Consider the following 20316-nt stretch of genomic DNA (forward strand, 5'->3'; position numbering starts at 1 on the left):
GATCCGCAAGACCATTCGAAAGGATGCACACATGACGAATTGGGTATATCCATTGGGCAAGGCGGCCGACGGCCCGTGGGACGTCTCCCTCGGCGCCTACGACTCGGCCCAGCAGGTCGACGGCTGGGAGCACACCGGCCTCAAGACGGCGACCCTCTCGGGCGAGGCCGTCACCTTGGACGCCGTGGCCGAAGAACGCATCATCATCCCCCTCTCAGGGGACGTCACCGCCGTCGTCGACGGCCACACCTACGAGCTGTCCGGCCGGGAATCCGTCTTCCACGGCCCCACCGATGTCCTCTACACCGGCGTCAACAAGGCCGTCCAGATCTCCGGCGCGACCGGGGTCCGCGTGGCCATCGCTTCCGCGCCGGCCTCGAACGAATACGCGACGCGGCTGATCACCAAGGACGAGGCTCCGCTCGAATTGCGCGGCGCCGGCAACTGCTCCCGGGAGGTGCGCAATTTCGGCACACCCGCAGCGCTCGAAGCGGACCGTTTCATCGTGTGCGAGGTCCTGACTCCCGCGGGCAACTGGTCCTCCTACCCTCCTCACAAGCACGATGAGGAGAAGGAAGGCGAGGAAACCCGACTCGAGGAGATCTACTACTTCGAGACGCGCGTGACCCCGGATGCACCGAAGGAAGCCACGGATGCGATCGGTTACCAGCGCGTCTACGCGTCGGACGATCGACCCATCGACGTCAACGCCGAGGTGCGGACCGGCGACGTCGTCCTGGTTCCGTACGGCTGGCACGGCCCGGCCATGGCCCCTCCCGGATACGACATGTACTACCTCAACGTGATGGCCGGGCCGGGGCCGGTCCGCAAGTGGCTCATCAGCGACGACCCCCACCACGGCTGGGTCCGTCAGCAGTGGGAGGACCAGGACATCGATGCGCGGCTGCCGTTCGGCGGCTGACCGTTGTCCCTGTCCGACCTTTCATGGCTCGCCTGGTCGGGCCTGGCCCTGGCGGCCGTCTTGGTGGGTTTCTCCAAGACGGCCCTGCCAGGCATCAACACCCTGTCCGTGGCCGTCTTCGCGGCAGTACTTCCCGCGCGACCCTCGACGGGGGCGCTTCTCGTCCTCCTGCTCGTCGGGGACGCCTTCGCGCTCTGGACCTATCGTCGCCATGCCGACTGGCCGACCCTGATCCGTATGATTCCGGCCGTTCTGGTCGGCCTGGCGGCAGGCGGCGTATTCCTTGCTTTCGCGGGCGACGCCGTGGTGCGGCGGGTCATCGGCGTCCTTCTCCTCATGCTCATGGGCCTGACCCTGTGGCAACGGGGCAGACGCCCCTCGGATCCGGGCGTGCCGGCGCGGTCGTCCTGGGCGACTGCCGCCGGGTACGGATCGCTCGGCGGGTTCACGACCATGGTGGCCAACGCCGGCGGACCGGTCATGTCGATGTACTTCCTCGCGGCCCGTTTTCCTGTCCACGCGTTCCTGGGCACGGCCGCCTGGTTCTTCGCGACCATGAACGTGCTCAAGCTTCCCGTATCGATCGGGCTGGGCCTCATCACGCCCCACATCCTGCTTCTGGACCTGATCCTGGTCCCCGGGGTCGTGGCGGGCGCCTTCTTCGGCCGGTGGGCCGCCCGAAGGATCGCCCAGAAGACCTTCGACCTGGCGGTCGTCGCCGTCACGATCCTGGGAGCCCTCTACCTCTTAATATGAATGCGCTGCGAGCGGGCGCATTGGCCGCTTCCGCCTTTGGGGAGATACCGTGAGGTAAGCCTTATCAAACCGAGCATTGGAGCTCAATGTCCCCCAAGCGCAAACCACAGACGGTCCTCGAGGTCATCGAGAGGCAGCAGCTCACGCCGCACATGGTTCGGCTCATTCTGGGCGGGGAAGGATTCTCCTCCTTCGAGGACAACGGGTGCACGGACCAATACGTCAAACTCGTTTTCGCGAAACCCGAGCTGAACCTCACGGCCCCGTTCGACATGATGGAGTTGCGGGAGACTCTGCCTCCCGAAGACGTTCCCGTGACCCGCACGTACACCGTGCGTTCCGTGGACCATGAGGCGGGCCGGCTGACGATCGATTTCGTGACCCACGGGACCGAGGGGCTGGCTGCACCCTGGGCCGCTTCGGCCTCCCCCGGTGACCCGTTGCTTCTGATGGGCCCCGGCGGCAAGTATTCCCCGGATCCCACCGCGGACTGGTATCTCTTCGCCGGCGACGCCTCGGCGCTGCCCGCGATCGCCTCCGGCGTCGAGGCCCTCCCCTCCGACGCCCGCGGGTACGCTTTCATCGTTCTCGACGACGACGAAGACCGCCAGAACATCGCCGCACCGGAAGGCCTGGAGATCGTGTGGCAGGCCAAGGAGGGCGCAGGTGCCGACCCGAACCGTTTGGCCACGTTGATGACCGAACGGGAATGGCACGAGGGCAAGGTCGATGTCTTCGCACACGGCGAGCGGGAATCGATCAAGCAGGTGCGCCGGCTCCTCAAACAGCGTGAGATCCCGCGCGAGCAGATCTCGATCTCGGGCTACTGGGCCTACGGCCGCACCGAGGACAAGTTCCAGGCCGAGAAGCGCGAACCCATCGGCAAGATCGAGGACTGAGCCCTACCGACCCCGCCGGGCGGGACGATCCGTCTGGCGGTGGGGTATGCCCTCGGTCATTGCCTGCTCCGACCCTGCGCGCTGGTACCCGCGATCTCATCGACCGGTTGCCAAGCGCCAGTTTCGGCAGACTCTTCGGCCGCTGATACCACGCGGCTGGCTGCAACACCATCCTTGATATCCGCATGCAGGGACTCGACCCCCAGGTACGCAAGAAGGAATTTCTTGGCCTCGATGGTTTTGAGGTCGTCATAGCCCATGGGAGTCCCAGCCCCAGGCTGGAAAACTGAGAAGTCCCCGAATTCCTTGTCGGCCATGATGGTGGTGTATCCGACGTGTGGCGCCGTGTTCAAGGCAAGTTGAAGTTCATTCATTCGTTCGAAGTCCCAGCGGAACGAACCCTGCGTGCCGTATACCTCAATTCCGTAGGAGGCGCGCGGACCGTTGGCCACGCGAGAGGCTTCCAATACGCCGATGACTTGAGCCGTCGAACCCTCGGATGCGGGTTGTTCGCATCGAACAATCATCGAAGCGTAGTCCTCGTTCTCCACGGGCTTCATGTCGCCGTCCTCGACGACCGCGAAGTGGGTTCCACTGCCCATCGGCATCTCGGGTCGCTCCGAGTACACGGTGGATGTCGCCGCAGTGACGCTCCGAATGGGGCCGACGACGTAATGCGTCAGGTCTATGAGATGCCCCATCAGGTCCCCGAGAACCCCCGTTCCAGCGAGGTCCCGCATGAAACGCCATGACAGCGCTCCGCGGGGATCGGCAGAATAGTCCGCGAAGAAGGCCCCTCTCACGTTGGTGATGCGCCCCAGCTTGCCGTCTGCCACGAGCTGGCGCGCGTATTCGATGGCGGGTGCGTTGCGGTAGTTGAAACCCACGGCGCTGACGACGCCGGCGCGGTCGGAAGCATCCGAAATCGCCTGGGTTTCATCGGCCGAACGCCCCGCAGGCTTCTCCACCCAGAACGCCTTTCCGGCCTCCGCGACGTCCTTCGCGATCTGGGCGTGCAGGAAGTTGGGGGCACAGATGGAGACAACATCGACCTCGGGATCGTTCAGAACCTCGTGATAGTCAGTGGTTCCTCGCTCGAAACCGAGTACGTTCACCGCATATCGGGCGCGATCTTCGGCTGTGTCAGCCGCGACGATCAGCCGAGGCCTGATACCGAGCTCAGGGTAGAAGACCGGAATATTGGTGTATGCCCTCGAATGGACTTTACCCATCCAGCCTACGCTGATGAGTCCAACACCGATGGTGCGCTGCTCCGCCATGCCTGCTCCTCGTCGAGTCCGGTCGACCGGAGAACTGGATGGGTCCGGTCTTTGTACAGCCTATTAAGCTAATTGTTCTAATGTCAATACAAATAACTGAGAGCGGAGCATCACATCGGCCACAAGATCACGAACGCTTCGAGCACTCAGGCCGCGTATGCTTTCCCCACGGTTTCCCCGAGGTATCCGCGGAGGGGTGAACCGCTGCGTGAGGAGCCTCTAACGCCCCAGGAGATTCGGGTAGATTCCGCGCATGACGTTCACGATCTGGTCCGCCTGCTCGGGTGAGACCGGGAAGTCGAGGATGGCGAATTCGTACCAGGTGGCAGTGCCATAGGTCGCACCGAACATGGACTGCAGATCCGGCTTGCTCCCTGCCGACAAGTCCCCCAGCGCGCGCTCGTCGTTGACTGTCAGATGACTGTTCGCGCCGTCGAAACTTCCGATGAGGACGACATCGCGGGCGCGCGATTCGACATGGATAAGGTCCTTGTCGTGTTGCAAAGAATAGGTTGCGGTCTTCTGCATTCGACAGGGGCCGAAGTCTACTATTGGCCCTGCAGCCCCGGGGCAGGAGAGGACGGCAATCATCGTGAAGGCCGAGGTCCGCGCGTGCCGAAAGGCATATTGCCCCGATTGGTATGACCCCTTGGTGATCTGCAGTGCGTGGCCGTCCGCGCTGTGGATGACTCGTGCATCCGCGGGCTTGGTCCGGACGGCGGCCGTGCGGCTCAACCCCATGGCATCGGGAATCCGGCTGGGGTCCTCAGGGTCCATGGTCGATGCAACCCACCGTGCCGCAACGGGCACCCCAAGGTCGGGCACAAGGTATTCGGCCAGGTCATTCGTGATTTTCGTTTGAGTTCGAATCATGGTGGTCATCAATTTCCTCCTAGTCAGAAACCTGGTCGAGGATCCGCCCGTTGCCCAGGACGTAGTTCCGGCCGGTGGCTCCGCCACGGATGACTTCGCCAGAGGGGCGTGTTTCGGTCAGTGAGTGGTGAGACACCGTGACCATGTTTTCCCTTGCTTCGGCGCCGAATGCGAGTGCATGCTTTTGCCATCCGTAGAACGACCCGCGGGCCTGTTCGGCGGCCGTGTTCGATGAAATATTGAGGACATTTCTTGATCCCTCGACAAAGGCGCCGACGTGCCCGGAGGGAGTTGTGGCCCTTACCGGGTTAGCGACGCGGGTCCTGCCATCATCACCAAAGACCTGGAGGGCTTGATTCTCTTCGTTCGTCAGCCACGGTTCCAGATCATCGTCGGCCCGCATGGCCCACGGCGGTACGGTGTTGTTCGCATCCACGGACATCTGGATATTCGCTCCTTCCGTTTTTTGGGCAATCCACAGGCCATGTCCCGAGTGATTCTGGGAGGAACACGAAGAAACAGTGACGTCAGCTCCATTCCCAAGGAATTCCCAACCATTGGCCCATCGCCGCCTGTACGCATTTCCGTCCGGCGCCGGGTGTTTGAGAACCGCTGTTCCTGACATCCACGTCTTGATGTTCGAATAGTTCACGGATCCGTGCAGAGAACGGACACCGGCGAATTCTGCCTGGCCCACGGTGCAGTCCGACCAGGAGCAATCAGGGGGAGATATGAAACCGACGCCGGGCCGGAGAGCGACCACGTTGTGGAATACGGTTCCCCCATTTCCTCTCCATCCGAAGACCGCCGTGCCGTAGACATCGTTGATCCTCACGTTGGCAACCAGGTTGTAGAGGTCAAGACCTTCATCGTCCTGGTCAGGTCTGGGCTCTGACCGCGCAATCCAAATTCCGTGGGGCATGGCGCTGTAATTCTCGAGAGAATTCCGAGCCCACTTGGCCCCCTTGGACCAGACCGTTTGGTTGAACCGGTTCCCCTCCAACGTCACGTCGCGCACTTCTGTGCGGTAGTTCTTGTGCCCGGATGCGGATGGGGTCACGGCGACGATAGCCCTGTTCGCGGCGTTGGGGAGAACGAGTTTGGTGATTCTCTGACCAGATCCCGCCAGAGAGACACCGGGAGCGAGGGTCACGCTTGCCAACGTCGCCCCAGGCGGAAGAACCACCGTGCCACCGCCGTTCTCGGATACGGACACCACCAAACGATTCATTGCCTCGGTATCGTCGGTCCCACTCTTCGGCTCCCAGGCCATGCCCATCAACGGGTTTCGCTCGAGCACGGCGTCGGACTTGACGCCACCGGCCGCCGCCGGAATGAGACCGCCATTGTGTTTGGACGAGTACCGGAGAAGCCGCGGCGAGAGGGATCCCGAGGAATCGAGAATGTCCACCCTCCGCACGCCGTCGGTCACCGCCAGTAGGCTGTCGCCTGGGCCCTCGGGGTCCACTCCGAATTTCTCATAGGCCGCCGCCGTGGGATGTCCATCCGGCTTCCGCGCCTCCAGCCACGTTGGCTCCCCGTTCTTTCCGGTTGCGGCAAAGGCGAGGTCTTCCCGGGGGCCGCGATTGCCTTGTCCGGGATACCCACGGAGCGATCGCGCTTCTTCCATTGTCAGCTGTCCTTTCTCTTCATCTGGAAACGATTTCCCGAAATTGCCGCCCGCATTACACCAGCCGCAGCCGCCTGAATTCTTCGAAAACTCCCGCGGCGCACGCTTTTCCGCCTGCTTCACTGAGGTGACCGCGGTCGTCCATGGTCAGAGAGATGGGAATGACGCCGCTGTCTCCGGCCGCTCGATCCTCGTCCGTCATCTTCTGACCGGCCAACGCGCATGACTGCTCCCGATGTTCGATCAACCATTGGAAGGGCTCGATGAATGAATCCCCGAATTCCTGTTTGAGCCTTCCGTTCCACGCATCGAGCTCTGCGCGCTTTGGGGTGCCGATCTTCTCGCCCTTCCACGCAGGGATCTCCGTCACCACGAACCTCAGTTGTTTGGCCGGGTGTTTCTCGATCATGGTCCGGATGTTCTTCACCAGACCGTTGACGGATCCGCCAGTATCTATGTCATTGCGCCCGAGGGAGAAGACGACCGAGAAGTTTCTGTGGAATCCTTTGGTCCCGATGGACTGCTCGTGGCGCGGATCCACCGTGATGTCGACGCGTCCCGAGACGTCGAGTTCTTCGCCGGACCAGGGCCTCCTGAACCAGGCCCTCTTCGAGGACCGTGGACGAACCATCGTTCCCCGGACATTGCCTATTTCGACGAGGTACTCCACTTCCTCGTGCATCCGAAAGGCTGACGGATCGAAGTCGAGCACCTCTACCCAGCCCTTGGCTGGAATCCTGCCTCCAGCAAGCCGTCCCCTCAACGGTTCGCACCCGGATCTGATGGCCGCGGTCAGCGAATTGTCTCCGATCATGCTCGCGTCCATATGCTCGTAGCCGGTGAGTTCTGCGCATGCTGGAACCACTTTGGAAAGGTTCGTGAAGGAGTCTCCGAAGTGCACCCACTCCCCGCCCGAGGAGCGGCGTCGGGCACCTCCCTTCGGAGAACCATTGCGCGCCACCGGGACGGGAGACGCGGTCCTTTTCAACGGTTCCTGCGTGCAACCAGCCGTCGTGAATGCGGCCGCCCCCAGCCCCAAAGACCGGAACAGGGAACGCCGTGAAGTCAGCGGTTCGGAGCCGGAAGAAGCCCACATATCCGTCACTGGCTTGCCGTAAACCATTGATCTATCTTTCTTCTCAGGTGAAGATCAACCGATAACGGGAGCCTCGGCGGCCAAAGCTCGAATATCCTCAGAGGTCAACGTGGCGCGAATCTGGGCGTCATTCCCGTTCTCGGCCACGTTGGTGCTGTGCAAGGAGGATTTCTGCTGCAGACCGGGGATGGAGATGTACGTCAGCCCCTTCGGCGAGACGAATCGCGTTCTGACTCCCGCCCGGATCGCCTCGACATTGATCCAGATATCGTCCGCCCGAGGGCAGCTCTTCGTGAATTCCGTCCCGTCGTGAAAAATTCGCTCCAGGAGAGCATGCGGGAGTACTGCGCCCCCTACCCCCGTGGCGAAATTCGAGAAACCTACGCTTTCGGCTGCAGCTGTTGGCCACGTCGTATACGGTGCCACCTCGGTCCCACCGCTGGTGAGAGTCCACTGATGGCAACGAAGGGCCACGACATCGTCGGGATACGCCCTATGGGCATCGGACAAGCGTTCGAGCCATCCCGTTGGGTACATGACGTCGTCGTCGGCGACGACGGCCGGGAGGTCCTTCGCCTTCGTCATCCGTATATACGGGTAGAACTTCCCAAAAGGGCCCAGTTTTTCGCATCGGAGGATCTCCAGCCCCCTCCGCTGAAGGCGAAGAAGGTGTGGGTGGCTCCGAACATCGAAAGTTTCGTCGTCGATCCACAGAATCATGCGTTGTGGTTTGACACGCCCCTGGGCGATGGATTCGATGGCAAGCCACACGGTCGACAGGCGGTGCCCGTACGAGGTGATGTTGACGGCCACCGGAGCCTCGCCGAGAACGCTGGCTGACGAGGCCCTATTGATCAGCCGAAGCCTGGCCATGGCCGCCACCTTCCACGGAACACGCAACGGTCGAGAGACCTGCAAATCCAAAGGCGTTTCTGTCATCGTGTGACTCCCATTCTCCGAAGGATTTTTCCCGCCGCCTTCGCCAGCATCATGGCGTCACCGCGTGAGACCGCGTAGAAAGCCCCAAAGCTGAATCCGAAGTGGCGACGGAGGTAATAGATGTTCAAGTTTCCAGCCACGGCATTCCCCACGAGCGTGGACAGTGCTGCCCCCATCCCGCCCAGAACGGAGGTCAGCCCGAAAAGCACGGCCAGATTGAATACGGCCCCGATGGCCATGGATCGGCTTCGCAGATCCGGTCTTCCCCGACCCGAGAGCCCGGCCCCCGCGACCGACCCGGGGGCTCCTACGACGGCCGCAGCCAGAAGCACCAGGAGCATCGGTATCGAGGATGAAAACTCCGCCCCAAAAATCGGGCCCACCCAAAGGAACGACGTCGCCGCAATCGGCACCGAGGTCAGGACCGTCAGCATCACGGTGATACGCGCCATCGCTGTCAGGCGCCGGTCGGCATGTTCCGACGTGGCGTCGTCCCCCGTGTCCGCTGCGTCGGCGGCGAAAACCACGTTGCGGAACGCGTTGGAGAGCACCGACGGAATCTCCCCGATGGTCACGGCGACGGCGTAGAGCCCCTGCTGTTCCAAGGTCGTCAACCTGATCATGACCGTTTGGTCGATTCGGCTCAGAACGATGCCGGACAAGGAACCGAGCCAGACCTTCGATCCGTAGGCCCACATCTCGCCCACCCTTTGAGGTTCTTCCCGTGACAGGAGGTCTCCACGGGCTCGTTGTCCCCAGAGGACCGGCAGGTAGACGAGCGCCCCCAGGACCGGTGACGCCAAGGTCACGATCACGGCGGTCAACACCGTCAGATGCCCGGTGCCGAGCAGAGCCACCAACGCGACCAGCCGCAGCACCGAAAACAACCCCTGCTCGAGGGCCTGGAATTTCCACTGGTTGGTCGCCGCGACGAACGCCCGAGGGATCAGGATCAGCATATTCGGGACCAGGGCCACGGACGTGAGGAGAAGGAGTTCCCTGTACTCCTCCCCGTGACCGCTCGAGAGGAATGGGCTCAGGGCCCACACCGCGAGGGCGCAGAGTGCCCCGAGAGACAGCAAAGTCCAGAGCGCCAGGCGCAGCACCGAACGATGTCGCCGGACATACCGCGCGGCGAAGAAGGTCAGGGCCTCCGGCATCCCGAAAGCGCCGGCCGAGGAAGCGACCAACACGATCGAGGTCACTCCGCCAAGCGCGCCACGCCCGGCCTCGCCGAGCCCATTGGAAAGGATAGGGGCAATGGCGAGCCCGGCGACGGGCGCCAACAGGTTGCTCAGCAACGAATAAAAGAGCCCGGACCCCATGGAGGTCGGTCTGTTCGCTGATTCGGTCTTGGTCGAAGGGCCCTGCACAGGGCCTTCAACTGATTCAGGTTCGGACATATCAGGTGACGCGACCTGTTCAGACGCCGCTTGCCGCCTTTCTTGACTCCCGTTTGGACCGCTTCGTCCGTGAACGCTTGGTGCGTCCGGACGAGTCGTCGCCGGATTCGTCGTAGTAGTAGTTCTCGCCGTAATAGCGGTAGTAGCCGGCCTCGCTGCCCTTCGTGGGCACCTTGTTCAGCACGGTACCCAGCAATTGGGCGTTGACCTGATCGAGGTTCTGCAGGGCCTTGCCCAACTGGTCTCGGGTCGTGTTCCCGGCTTCGACAACCACCAGGGCCCCATCGAATCTGGTCGCCAAGATCGCCGAGTCGCTGACCGGCAGCAACGGCGGTGCGTCCATGATGACGGTGCCCTTCTCTGCGAGGCGATCGATCATGGCCGAGAAGCGCTCCGACGCGAGGATTTCGGACGGGTTCGGCGGAATGTGTCCCGCCGCCAGGACGAAGAGGTTCGGGTAGGCGTGCGCCTGCTGGATGACGTCGTCCTCCTCCGCGCGGCCGATGATGACGTCAGTCAGCCCCACGTCCTCGATGAGGCCAAAGCTCTTGGCAACGGTAGGGCGGCGCAAGTCGGCGTCGACCAGGTAGATCGGTTCTCCGCCCTGGGCGAGAGCGATGGCCAGGTTGTCCGCGACCGTCGACTTGCCGTCCGCCGGAAGACACGAAGTCACCACGAAGCGGCGAGGGGGCCGGTCCGGGTTCATGAACTGCAGGTTGGTCCGGAGCTCCTTGAACGACTCGATCAGAGTGAAGTCACGTCGGCGGCTCGTGGCATCTCCGGAGTCCGATGGGAGCAAACGCGACTCACGCAACGCATCGGACAGCGGGATCGTCCCCAGCAAGGGGGAATTCCCCATGACCTCCCGGAGGATTTCCACGGAGCGAATGCTCCGGTCTCTGAAGGCCTGCAGAAGGAGCACGAGGAGGACGACAACCAGCAGTGCCAAAGCCCCAAGGGCTGCGTTCAGCTTCACGTTCGGAGACACGGGCGAAGTCGGTGTCTCGGCCTGAACGTATTCGATGAACTTCAGCACGGAGTTGGCCGGGTCGGCCTGTGCTTCCTCGGAGTCTTCAGAATCTTGGGACTTCTCGGGTGCCGCCGAGTTGCCACCGGTCTCGACTCGTTCCACGTTCGCGGCCAACGCCTTGATCCAGGCGTCCGCCAGCTCCCGTGCGCTGTCAGGATCATGGGAACGAATCGTGACCTGGATCTGCGCCGTGTCCAGGGGGACGGCGACCGAGACCATGCCCAGCGCCTGCTGCGGGCTGAGGTCGTATCCGGTGGCCTTGATCGCGTCCTCGGCCACTCCACGGGAGGTGGCGAGGCTCTTGTACTGGGTCGCCTTCGACTTCGCCAGGGTATCCGTGGTCGATGCCAGACCAATGCTGTTGTTGTTGTCGGTCGTCACGATCCCCGTGGCATCGGCCGCGTAGACGCGCGGTTGCAGAGCCGACACTCCGACTCCGACCAGGGCACCGACGACAATCCCGGCCACCAGCAGATACCAACGCCGCCGGACGGTGCGCACGAACGCCTCAACCAGGCCCGAACTCTTTTCCGACGTGGTCCCGCCGATCAAAACAGGGTTCTTCTCGCCCATACTCTCTTGTTTCTCCAATACGTTTAGTGGTTCCAGATGCCCGCAGCGCCTCAGCGGAACATCTTTCGCAAGATGTGGTCGATGGCCACGACGATCTCTTCCGCGACCTCGCGGTAGACGGCAGGTTCCCGAAGATAGGGGTCAACGATGTCCACTTCGGCATTCGCGTCTCGTCCGACCTGGGAACGCCGGGAGGAGGCCTCCGCGACGAACGAGGAACACTCATGTGAAAGGTTTACCGTCGCGCCGGTTGAATCGACCGGTTGCCATTCGGCGGTTTCCGCCAGCCGCGCGAATTCCTTGAGAGTGAAGGTCTTCTTCAGTGCTCTTGGGACCGAGGCCAAAACCGCGGAGCGTTGCTCCACCGTTGCAGTCAGAACCAGGTGCGCTTCGGTGATCGCTTCCACCGTGACGGCCTGGGGCCGGTGGCCGGACAGGTCGATTCCTCGAGCCGAGGCGGCGTCCAGAATGTCCTGCGGCACCCCGACCTCCGGGTTTATTTCCGTGCCTCCCGAATTCGCCCGGACGGGAATCTCCGCTGTCGCCGCATTGAGGTACTCAGCGGCCAGGACCGAGCGACAGACGTTGCCGGTGCACACGAAATACACCCTGAATTCCGAAGGGGCGCCCACTTCCTCGGCTTCGGGCAGCGATGAATCGCCCGCTGACGGTGACGACTCGCACGGTGCCCCTGCGGCGGAGATGGAGTCGCTCGGAGGAGCATCCATCACCGCCCCCTGTGACTGGGACGGTTCGGAGGGCGTGGGCCCGGTACCCACAGATTTGTCAGGCCTCTTGTGCCAAGGAATAAACATCGATTTCTCCGTGATTCTGCGAAAGGAGGACCAGGGTCGCGCTAACCATGCCCGTAGCTCACCGCTTCTGGTGTCCGAAGCGGAGATGCCCGCCCCGGACCGGCTGCCCCGGTGACAGGTCCGGTTTTTCTGCGTCTCGCAAAGATCCCCGGACGATGGCCCGCGTACCCGTATTCAGAGAAGTGCTTGCCGATCGTCGCGAATCCCAGCGCAATCCAGATGAGATAGGCACCCACCTGGTTTGAGGTGAACCCGCTGTTGGTCAGATTGTTGGCAATCATGTCCAGCGCGCCCAGCGCCGTGACCGCCCCGGCCGCATTCCGCAGGTTCCGGAGGGCGAGGAAGATCTGGAGCGCCAGCAGCACGGCCGCGGTGATCAGGCCGTAATCGGCCCCCACGATCAGGTACGCGTTCTCGAGGGAGGACCCCAGGATTCCCGAGCCGCGGAAGTCACGGCTGCCCGGATATCCGGTGAACGTGAAGAGGTGCCAGTGACCCTCGACCCACCGATACGCTTCTTTCCTGAGCTCGGAGGATCCGCCATCGTCCTCGACCTTCGTGGTCAACGCTTGGCCGGCTTCGGTCCCCAGCATCCAGACAAAGCTTCCCGCCATGATCCCAATACCCGTCAGCTTCGTCAGGATCCGGTCTTTCGCCGCAAGGGTCACCACGACCGCCGTGATCACGGCGGCTAGTATGGATGCCCGCCCGTTGCCGAGCAGGGCGCCGTACAGATACAGCCCGATGAATACCCACCGAATGATGGGGTTCCGTATGAAGTAGGTCAGCGCAACCATGAAGGCGCAGAGGGCCGCGAAGTCCAGGCCAGTCTCCACGAAACCCTGGCTGCGGGTGATCTCGTCAATACCTTGCAACTGCCACAGTGCGGCTTTGGCCGTGTCCTCGAAGACGAGGATGTGTCCGGTGATGTTCTGCTGGATTGCAAGGTACATCTGCCCCAGCATCGCCAGGTGCATGACCCAGGCGACCTTGCGCAACGCCCCGGCACCCTCGCGGAGAACGAGCATCTTGAAGAGCAGGTACAGCACGAAAGGCGGTAGATAGACCACCGCGATATTGATCAGGCTGTCCGTGAACGAATTGAAGATCGACAGTACATTGACCATGATCAGGCAACAGAACAGGCTGAAGACGGCGATCTCGAGACGCGAAGAGCTCAGGACCTTCTTGACCCGGGGCCAGTAAAAGATGGTCTGCACGAGTGCCGAGACCATAATCATGTCCCCGGCGGGGTGCGGGCCGTTGAACCATTCGTTGGCCTGGTACGACGGCAAGAAAAGCCTCACGATGATCGGAGCCCACACCAGGACCACGGGCCGGGACGCGAACAGCAGTGCGAAGACGAAGGAAGCTCCCAGGAGGAGCAGTGTGGACGTCATTCAGGAAGCCACATCCCCGTACAGTCTCGACAGTTGTTGGGCGATGCGGTCCATGGTCGCGTGACCGGCCACGAATGTTCGTCCCGCGTTGCCCATGCGCCGGCGGTCCTCCGGGCTGTCCAGGAGGCGGTCGAGCACTTCCACCAGCTCGTCCGGGCCGAATCCGACCACCTGGCCTCCGCCGGAGGTCGTGACATCCGGGGCCAGCCCGCAGTCCTCCATGACGACGACGGGCAGGCCCGTGCTCATCGCTTCCAGAACCGACATCGGGAAGGGCTCCTGGCGGGAGGGCAGAACATAGACCGAGGAATCTGCCATGCGTTCCAGGGTCCGCTCCGCAGGAACAGATCCAACCCAACGGATGCGCCCGGCGGCGTTGTCTTCCTCGAGACGTCGACGGACGGCCTCGCCTTCGCCCTCGTCGGGGCCGACCAGTGTGAAGGTAGCGTCGGGATGACGGGAAGCCAGGCGCTGAGCCGCTTCGACGAAGGTCAAGGGGCGTTTCCGTTCCTGGAGACGAGCAAGGAAGAGAACGTCCGGAGACGCTCCGTCCGGTCGGGCGACGACGGGAGACATCGGAACGCCGTTACGAAGCATCTGCACCGCGTCCGAGGCTGTCCGGGGATCGACTGCCCGCAACCCGTCCACCTCGACGCTCGTCAGCGCCAAGATCTTCTTCGCTGCTCTGAGCGTGGGCCGCGTCATGAGGGCGTCCAGGGGCTTGGCCAGCTTCTGGGAGCTCGGGTCGATCATCCCGTGGGTCTGCAACACGGTCGGCACTCGGAGGAGCTGGAGCAGCCTGGCCGAGGGCAGAGTCACGAGATCACGGGCCATGTGGATGTGGGCGACGTCGAAGGTCCTGCCGTGAGTCACGAGCCATCGGATCAGCCCTGGTGCAGAGACTCCCGCAAAACTGCCGCGCATGAGCCGTCGAGCCGCGAACAGCTTCACCGGGATGCCGCAGTATTCGCGGGGCGCGCGCCCGCGGTAACCTTCCGCGGCCGCAACGAGGAGAACGTCATGCCCTTGTTTCTTCAGCTCCGAGAGCTGGTTGCACGAGACCCGAAGAGGGCCGCCCAGCGAACCGTGTGGATCAACCATCGTGACCACGTGAAGAATTCTCAAACCGTTCCCCCCAGAACTTGAAATTCGCCGTATCGGAGCTTTCCCCATGTCCGACAGACGAAATATGCGCAGAAAATTTTATAACAGTTCGAGATAGTCGACAAAAGACCTAGTCAACCCAAAGGTTGACGTCGAGTGGCGATCAGATAGGCGGCCTCGGGGCGATTCTCCCCTTCGAGTGTGCACCGCTCCGCCCACTGACCTCCCCCAAGGGAGCCAGGACTTTGGAGCCGGCAGGCACGGACTTTGCGACCAGCGCCTGCGCGCCGATCAGCGAGTCGTCACCGATCTCGACCCCTCGGAGGACCGTGGCTCGCGCGGCAATCCAGCATCGATCGCCAATAACGATCGCCCCGTTGTCGAACTCGAAATTCGGATGGTCGAATTGGTGCGAACCAGTACACACAAAAGTGTCTTGGCTGAGACACGTATTTTCGCCGATCGTGACCGGCTCGAGGTTCAGAATCCACGTTCCGACGCCGACCCAGGAATTCTTCTTGATATGCAGTTTCCAGGGCCAGTGAATGGTTACCCCGTGGCGAATCAGAACGTTTTCCTCGATTCTCGCGCCGAAGGCGCGCAGTATCGCGGTACGGATTTTCGGCGGACACCACCACCGTTGGAGGATCGTGCCTTGGACCGCCAGCCACAGGGCCTGGACCACCTTGGGCCGGCCCTTGTCGTAACCGTATCCCTGAAAACCTGTCAGGTCCTTCACCGGCCCTCCTCCTGGTGCAGCTTGTGGGCCAAATGGTCGGCCAGGCGGATGGACAGGGCAACATCGGTGAGCGTCGGACCTGCCATGCCTGCGGTCGGGAAGGTTCCCGTGGTCGCCAGATAGAGATTCGGAGAGGACCACACGCGCAGGTTCGGATCCACGACCGAACGTGTGGAGTCGGCCCCCATGCGCACCAGCCCCATCTGGTGGGTCGCGTCCACGAGGATCATCGAGAGCATCTCGTCGAGGGTCGGCGGCGTGTACGTTCCCCACCCGGATTCCCGAATCCCTGCGGCCAGAAGTTCCAACGACCGGTGGTAATTACGACGGTCCGCATCGGAGACCCGGTGCCGGACGTCGAGACGAGGCATCCCGAAGGCGTCCTGTTCCGTGGTGGACAGGACTACCCGCTGCTCCGGGTCGGGCGATTGCTCGGCGTCGAACCGGATGCGGTAGACGCCCTGTTTCGAATAACGCGAAAACATGGGCAGGGTGCGGGAATCGAGGATTCTGTCCCGGACCCAGCGGGCACCGAACGCGCCGATTGCAGGAAGACCCTGGAGGACGTTGCGTATATGTCCCCGGGGGTCCTCGAGCCGGGCGTATCTGCGGTGCATGCCCGTGCCCTTGAACCCACCGGTCATCGTGAGCAGCTTGCGAACCAACGCGAACGAGGACAGCAGGGGGTCGCCGTGGTCGGGCGTGCGCGGGTCCTGGTACCACACGGCGAAACCCATGTTGAGCAGACCTTGGTCACGCCGGACGTTCTCGTCGAGTTGCAGCAAGCGGCGCACCCAGACGCCGTCGTGGCTCTTGGTCAGTTTCACCGCATGGCCGACGGCCTTGGGGTTCCTGACCCGGAGCTCGCCGACCTCTGCGATCGGGTGAATCATGTAGTGCCGGCCGATCTGGTCGTGGTCGTCCCGGATCCCGGAGTTCAGCAGGATGCGGGCGGTCTCCAGACCGCCAGCGGCCACGACCACGTGGTCGGCCCGCGCGGCGAAATGCCGTCCCGGGTCCGTTTGTCCCTCGACTCGATCGATGACACCGGTTTCGGGGTTCTGCACCAGGTGGGTCACGTTCGCGTGGTGGATGACCCGGATATTGGGGTATGAGGAAAGGTCCTTGCTGAGGGCGTCCGCGAATCGGATCGGCGGTGACCAGCGCCAAACGGCTTTCGAGTTGATCGTTGTCGACGGGCCGATCAGGTCCTCGGGGTCGCCAGGGATGGCCTGTGCACCGGTCCATTCGAAGGATCGCAGATCGAGGGCCTGGGCCGCGCGGCGATAGAACGGCATCAGCTGGTCCCGTGTGACCGGCCATGCCTCGGTCGAGAAGTCATCGTGGTGCCGCTCTTCGAAATCCAGTTGGTCGAAGGGGTAGGTTCGACCGCCCCACTGCATCGATGCGCCGCCGAGCCTCTTGGTTCGCGCCTTCTCCAACGGTTCGACGGCCTGGGACCTGGCGTCTCCTTTCAGGGTGTCGTCCGCTGCGGAGCTACCGCGCACGTCACCGCCTTCGAGCATCAGGATATCGACGCCGGTCGGGGCCAGCTCCCGGGCCACGGTGGCGCCCGCGGGACCGGTACCGACGATCAGAACCGTCGCGGACAGTCGGGCTCCGGCCGGGAGGTCCCGCGCGTCCGTCATCTGGTGCTTCGACAAGGGTGTTTTCACAGCGTCTCCTCCAGACGTCGAATATCGTGTTCCACCGCTCCCCGGGCGATGGCGCCTATGTTGTCCCTGACGTGACGTGGGGTGCTCATCCCCAACAGCACCGCGTCGACGCCGTCCATTCTGTGAACGCCTTCGACCAGGGTGGCGACGATTCGCGGGCCGTCCATGCCGGAGGCTGCCGCACGTCGCATGAGAGTGCCGTCACCGAGCACCGCGATCCCGACGGTTGTGACGCGATCACGCCCCGGGTGGGACCGCACGGTTTCGAGGGTCGAGGTGTCGCCAAGGTTGACCGGGATCTGGAGCCACGTGGCGCCGGGCGCTTCCAAGAGCGCGCGGGCGGCATCGGCATCTCGCACGGATGCACCCCACGCCCGGATCATCCCGGACTGTTTCATGCGGTTCAGTTCCCCGACGACGTCGTCGCACTGCAGATCCGCCGCGTGCGGTTCGTGCAGAAGCAGGATGTCGAGCTCGTCCCGGCCCTGACGTTTCAGGCACCGACGAGCAGCCTCGCGGACGTACTTCGGGGAGAAACAGGTGTCTGCCCGGCCGGCGGCGCGCAGGCCGCCCATTCCGGGACGATGGTCTCCCCCGAAGGTCGCGGAGACCAGCCCGACGGGAGTCTTGAGGAGCCCGACCTTGGTCATGACCACCGTGTCCGGGCGAGTCCTGACCACGCGCCCGACGATCCTCTCGCTGATACCCCGCGCGTAGACGTCCGCGGTGTCGACGAGCCCAACCCCCATATCGAGAGCCTGGCTCAACGCGGACGTTCCCTCCGAGATTCCGCGCTTCTGCCAGAAGGCGCCCAGTCGGGCGGTCCCCACGCCCAGCGGCGTCGTCTCGAATTCGCCCAACCGGCCGCGTTCCAAAAGGTCAGTGCGCACGACTCTCCTCACTCACGGCCTGTTCGACGGCCGCTCCCCAAGCGTTGTAAATCTGATCGGGCGCCATGCTCGTTCCGAGCACTTCGTATCCGGCCCGGCCGATGTCGCGCGCCCGTTCAGGGTGATCCATCAAGTCCTCGATCGCGTCGGCCAGGCCGCTCGCGGTGTCCGCGATCAACGCGCTGACCCCATCCCGGAGGGGGATGCCCGCCACACCCATGGGCGTGGCAACCACAGGCAGGCCGATGCTCAGCGCGTCGAGAACCTTGGTCTTGACACCCGTCCCTGCCTGGATGGGAGAGAGCAGCATTCGGCTCTTCGACATCTCGGCCGGAAGGTCGTCCACGTACCCCAGGATCTCGAAAGGACCACCCGCAAACTCCTGAATCTGCTCCCGGCTGGCTTTGCCGATGACTCGGATCCGCACCGTCCGGCCCCGCTTGTCGAGCTCCGGCACCAGCTCGTCCCTGACGAAGCGCAAGGCGGCGATATTGGGTCCGTAATGCAGAACCCCCAGGAACGTCAGTGTCCCGGCGGCGGCCTGCTCCGGTGCGCAGAGCGTGCCTTGTTCCACCGCCATGGGGATCCCCAGCACGTCCCGACCCGTTCGGAGCGACAATCGCTTCGCTTCTTCACGGCTGGTCAATGCCACGACCCTGGCCTCACGGGCAATCAGGTTCTCCCGCCTGCGAGCCAGCTCGGCCTCGACGCCGAGCAAGGCTCTGGCCAGTGCCTCCGCGCCGGGGCGGGTAAGGCGAGGAACTCTTTCCCCGAAATAGCCCAGGATCGAATCGTTGTTGTCGCGGAATGTCGCGGAGGAATACCGCTCGGAGAGAAGGTCATCCAGGTGCATGACCGTGGGCAGGCCTGCGGCTCGCGCCGCGTCCCACGCCCGCAGACCGTCGCCGACCACGACGTCGCTCTTGAGCTCGCGCGCGATCTCCCGAACCTGCTGGGTCAGTGCCCGCCCGCTGAACAAGGCCTCGTTGAGACAACGACCCCTGAGAAGAGCACAGGGCACGAGCGCAGCGAGCGAACCGAGGCGGGGAGGACGTATTCGGTGCACGTCGCAGCCCAACCATGACGTGGGGCCGTCCTCATGCGTGATCGCGACGACGTCCACGTGGTGCCCATGTCGCTGCAGGCCGCGGACTGCTGATTCGAGCACCACGATGCGCCCCGTGCGGACTCCGGTGATGTCCCGAACGGCGAGGAGAAGGATTCTGCGTGGCTCGCCCCTACCTGCCACGGGGCGCCTTTCGTACGGCGCGCTCCAGGGCGGCGTAGAAATTGTCCACGAAGACCGGGACGCTGCACTTCCGCACATGTGCCGGAATGCGGGCCCTGATCGATTCCCGGTAGTCGCCGTTGGTCATCAGCCGCTCGAGTTCGTGGGTCAGGGAGTCGACATCGTTGGGGCGGAATCGGGCTCCCGCGTCCCCGATGGCTTCCGGCAGGCCACCGTGGTCCGCGACCAGGGTGACGCATCCGGATGCAGCGTTCTCGAGGGCCACCGTTCCGAAAGGTTCCGGGAACCTGGACGGAACTACCGCGACAGCGTGACGGTTGAGCTCCTCGCAGATCTCAGAACCCGCTTTCGGGCCCAGCATCGCGACCTCGTCCTCCACCTTGAGGTCGCGGATCAACGCCTCGAGGTCAGCTCGATAATCCCCGTCCCCGATCAGGCTCAGGCGCGGGGAGAGACCCCGGTCCTTGAGATTTCTGACGGCACGGATCAGGAGGTCGATGCCTTTGTCTTCACTGAGCCTTCCCAAGTAGACAAGCGAGTTGGGATCCCTCGGCGCGGTATTCGTGATCCGGAAGAGGTCGGTCCGGTAGCTGTTGTAGATAACGTCCGAATGTCCTCTGACGTGCGCGGCGATGGCTCTGGAGTTCGATATCAGGACGTCTGCCCGCTCCACGAGCCGATATTTGAGCCAGTATTTGATCGATTCCAGGGGACCGAGCTTCTGTCCGGGCAACGTGATCCAGGTTCGCAGGACGACGACCCACGGTTTCCGAAGGAAGAGCTGCGGCCAATAGAACTGCATGCACGGGTTGTTGTGGAAAACGACGTCGGCGCCGGAAATGGCCTTCCACAGCTGCAAGGGGCTGGGAGCACGCAATACCGTGAACGGAAAGTCCTTCCGCGGTTCGGTCTCACGGGTGTGCGTGACGACCACGACCTCGGCGCCGTGCCGCTCCACAAATCCTCGGGCGAGGACTTCCGCTGTGACTTCCACTCCTCCGAAGTCGGGGTGAAAACGGTGGACCATGAGAACAACACGCAT

Annotated in this window: 18 protein-coding genes; 3 read left to right on the forward strand and 15 right to left on the reverse strand. The window is 63.3% G+C overall.

The annotated features are described in order from the left end of the window. The first annotated feature begins 31 nt into the window (after positions 1-31). The 3 genes from iolB to EWU68_RS06255 all read left to right on the forward strand — a co-directional run bounded on the left by iolB (position 32) and on the right by EWU68_RS06255 (position 2577). Entirely contained in the window at positions 32-922 is an 891-nt protein-coding gene (iolB, locus tag EWU68_RS06245; protein WP_129315260.1) for a 5-deoxy-glucuronate isomerase, read from the forward strand. Between the two features lie 9 nt (positions 923-931). After that, entirely contained in the window at positions 932-1678 is a 747-nt protein-coding gene (locus EWU68_RS06250; RefSeq protein ID WP_129315303.1) for a sulfite exporter TauE/SafE family protein, read from the forward strand. An 86-nt stretch (positions 1679-1764) separates the two neighbouring features. Continuing rightward, entirely contained in the window at positions 1765-2577 is an 813-nt protein-coding gene (locus EWU68_RS06255; protein ID WP_129315261.1) for a siderophore-interacting protein, read from the forward strand. A 56-nt stretch (positions 2578-2633) separates the two neighbouring features. On the opposite strand, the gene EWU68_RS06260 is transcribed toward EWU68_RS06255, so the two are convergent. The 15 genes from EWU68_RS06260 to EWU68_RS06330 form a co-directional block, all read right to left on the reverse strand. Next, positions 2634-3857, reverse strand: coding sequence for a Gfo/Idh/MocA family protein (locus EWU68_RS06260; RefSeq protein WP_129315262.1), 1224 nt, complete (start codon positions 3855-3857; stop codon positions 2634-2636). Between the two features lie 219 nt (positions 3858-4076). After that, positions 4077-4739, reverse strand: coding sequence for a hypothetical protein (locus tag EWU68_RS06265; RefSeq protein ID WP_129315263.1), 663 nt, complete (start codon positions 4737-4739; stop codon positions 4077-4079). A gap of 10 nt (positions 4740-4749) precedes the next feature. Continuing rightward, on the reverse strand, positions 4750-6360 hold the full coding sequence (locus tag EWU68_RS06270; protein ID WP_129315264.1) for a hypothetical protein: 1611 nt from the start codon (positions 6358-6360) through the stop codon (positions 4750-4752). 55 nt (positions 6361-6415) lie between these two features. Next, positions 6416-7483: an SGNH/GDSL hydrolase family protein gene (locus EWU68_RS06275; RefSeq protein WP_129315265.1), complete on the reverse strand. Its 1068-nt coding sequence runs from the start codon at positions 7481-7483 to the stop codon at positions 6416-6418. A gap of 27 nt (positions 7484-7510) precedes the next feature. Continuing rightward, complete coding sequence (locus EWU68_RS06280) at positions 7511-8395, reverse strand: glycosyltransferase family 2 protein (RefSeq protein ID WP_129315266.1); 885 nt, start codon at positions 8393-8395, stop codon at positions 7511-7513. After that, positions 8392-9798, reverse strand: coding sequence for a lipopolysaccharide biosynthesis protein (locus EWU68_RS06285; protein WP_129315267.1), 1407 nt, complete (start codon positions 9796-9798; stop codon positions 8392-8394). The genes EWU68_RS06280 and EWU68_RS06285 overlap by 4 nt, the downstream gene beginning before the upstream one ends. 19 nt (positions 9799-9817) lie before the next feature. After that, positions 9818-11401 carry a tyrosine-protein kinase domain-containing protein gene (locus EWU68_RS06290; protein WP_129315268.1) on the reverse strand — a complete coding sequence of 528 codons (1584 nt, stop codon included), beginning with the start codon at positions 11399-11401 and terminating at the stop codon, positions 9818-9820. Between the two features lie 50 nt (positions 11402-11451). Further along, entirely contained in the window at positions 11452-12129 is a 678-nt protein-coding gene (locus EWU68_RS06295; RefSeq protein ID WP_162421468.1) for an arsenate reductase/protein-tyrosine-phosphatase family protein, read from the reverse strand. Between the two features lie 128 nt (positions 12130-12257). Further along, complete coding sequence (locus EWU68_RS06300) at positions 12258-13616, reverse strand: hypothetical protein (RefSeq protein ID WP_129315270.1); 1359 nt, start codon at positions 13614-13616, stop codon at positions 12258-12260. After that, entirely contained in the window at positions 13617-14717 is a 1101-nt protein-coding gene (locus tag EWU68_RS06305) for a glycosyltransferase (protein WP_238692350.1), read from the reverse strand. It lies immediately after the preceding gene. Positions 14718-14883: 166 nt separating this feature from the next. Further along, on the reverse strand, positions 14884-15459 hold the full coding sequence (locus EWU68_RS06310) for a DapH/DapD/GlmU-related protein (RefSeq protein ID WP_129315272.1): 576 nt from the start codon (positions 15457-15459) through the stop codon (positions 14884-14886). Further along, positions 15456-17135: an FAD-dependent oxidoreductase gene (locus EWU68_RS06315; RefSeq protein ID WP_238692351.1), complete on the reverse strand. Its 1680-nt coding sequence runs from the start codon at positions 17133-17135 to the stop codon at positions 15456-15458. Before EWU68_RS06315 ends, EWU68_RS06310 begins: the two co-directional genes overlap by 4 nt. Then, positions 17132-18025: an aldo/keto reductase gene (locus tag EWU68_RS06320; RefSeq protein ID WP_156265505.1), complete on the reverse strand. Its 894-nt coding sequence runs from the start codon at positions 18023-18025 to the stop codon at positions 17132-17134. Before EWU68_RS06320 ends, EWU68_RS06315 begins: the two co-directional genes overlap by 4 nt. Continuing rightward, positions 18015-19274: a glycosyltransferase gene (locus tag EWU68_RS06325; protein ID WP_162421470.1), complete on the reverse strand. Its 1260-nt coding sequence runs from the start codon at positions 19272-19274 to the stop codon at positions 18015-18017. The genes EWU68_RS06320 and EWU68_RS06325 overlap by 11 nt, the downstream gene beginning before the upstream one ends. After that, entirely contained in the window at positions 19264-20316 is a 1053-nt protein-coding gene (locus tag EWU68_RS06330; protein WP_129315275.1) for a glycosyltransferase family 4 protein, read from the reverse strand. Before EWU68_RS06330 ends, EWU68_RS06325 begins: the two co-directional genes overlap by 11 nt.

Source organism: Rothia koreensis (genome assembly GCF_004136575.1).
Lineage (GTDB): Bacteria > Actinomycetota > Actinomycetes > Actinomycetales > Micrococcaceae > Rothia > Rothia koreensis.

Coding starts and splice junctions, on each gene's coding strand:
- EWU68_RS06275 (WP_129315265.1), bottom strand. CDS start 7,483: ATGGTTTACGGCAAGCCAGTGACGGATATGTGGGCTTCTTCCGGCTCC.
- EWU68_RS06255 (WP_129315261.1), top strand. CDS start 1,765: ATGTCCCCCAAGCGCAAACCACAGACGGTCCTCGAGGTCATCGAGAGG.
- EWU68_RS06295 (WP_162421468.1), bottom strand. CDS start 12,129: ATGGATGCTCCTCCGAGCGACTCCATCTCCGCCGCAGGGGCACCGTGC.
- EWU68_RS06270 (WP_129315264.1), bottom strand. CDS start 6,360: ATGGAAGAAGCGCGATCGCTCCGTGGGTATCCCGGACAAGGCAATCGC.
- EWU68_RS06280 (WP_129315266.1), bottom strand. CDS start 8,395: ATGACAGAAACGCCTTTGGATTTGCAGGTCTCTCGACCGTTGCGTGTT.
- EWU68_RS06300 (WP_129315270.1), bottom strand. CDS start 13,616: ATGACGTCCACACTGCTCCTCCTGGGAGCTTCCTTCGTCTTCGCACTG.
- EWU68_RS06330 (WP_129315275.1), bottom strand. CDS start 20,316: ATGCGTGTTGTTCTCATGGTCCACCGTTTTCACCCCGACTTCGGAGGA.
- EWU68_RS06290 (WP_129315268.1), bottom strand. CDS start 11,401: ATGGGCGAGAAGAACCCTGTTTTGATCGGCGGGACCACGTCGGAAAAG.
- EWU68_RS06265 (WP_129315263.1), bottom strand. CDS start 4,739: ATGACCACCATGATTCGAACTCAAACGAAAATCACGAATGACCTGGCC.
- EWU68_RS06305 (WP_238692350.1), bottom strand. CDS start 14,717: ATGGTTGATCCACACGGTTCGCTGGGCGGCCCTCTTCGGGTCTCGTGC.
- iolB (WP_129315260.1), top strand. CDS start 32: ATGACGAATTGGGTATATCCATTGGGCAAGGCGGCCGACGGCCCGTGG.
- EWU68_RS06285 (WP_129315267.1), bottom strand. CDS start 9,798: ATGTCCGAACCTGAATCAGTTGAAGGCCCTGTGCAGGGCCCTTCGACC.
- EWU68_RS06260 (WP_129315262.1), bottom strand. CDS start 3,857: ATGGCGGAGCAGCGCACCATCGGTGTTGGACTCATCAGCGTAGGCTGG.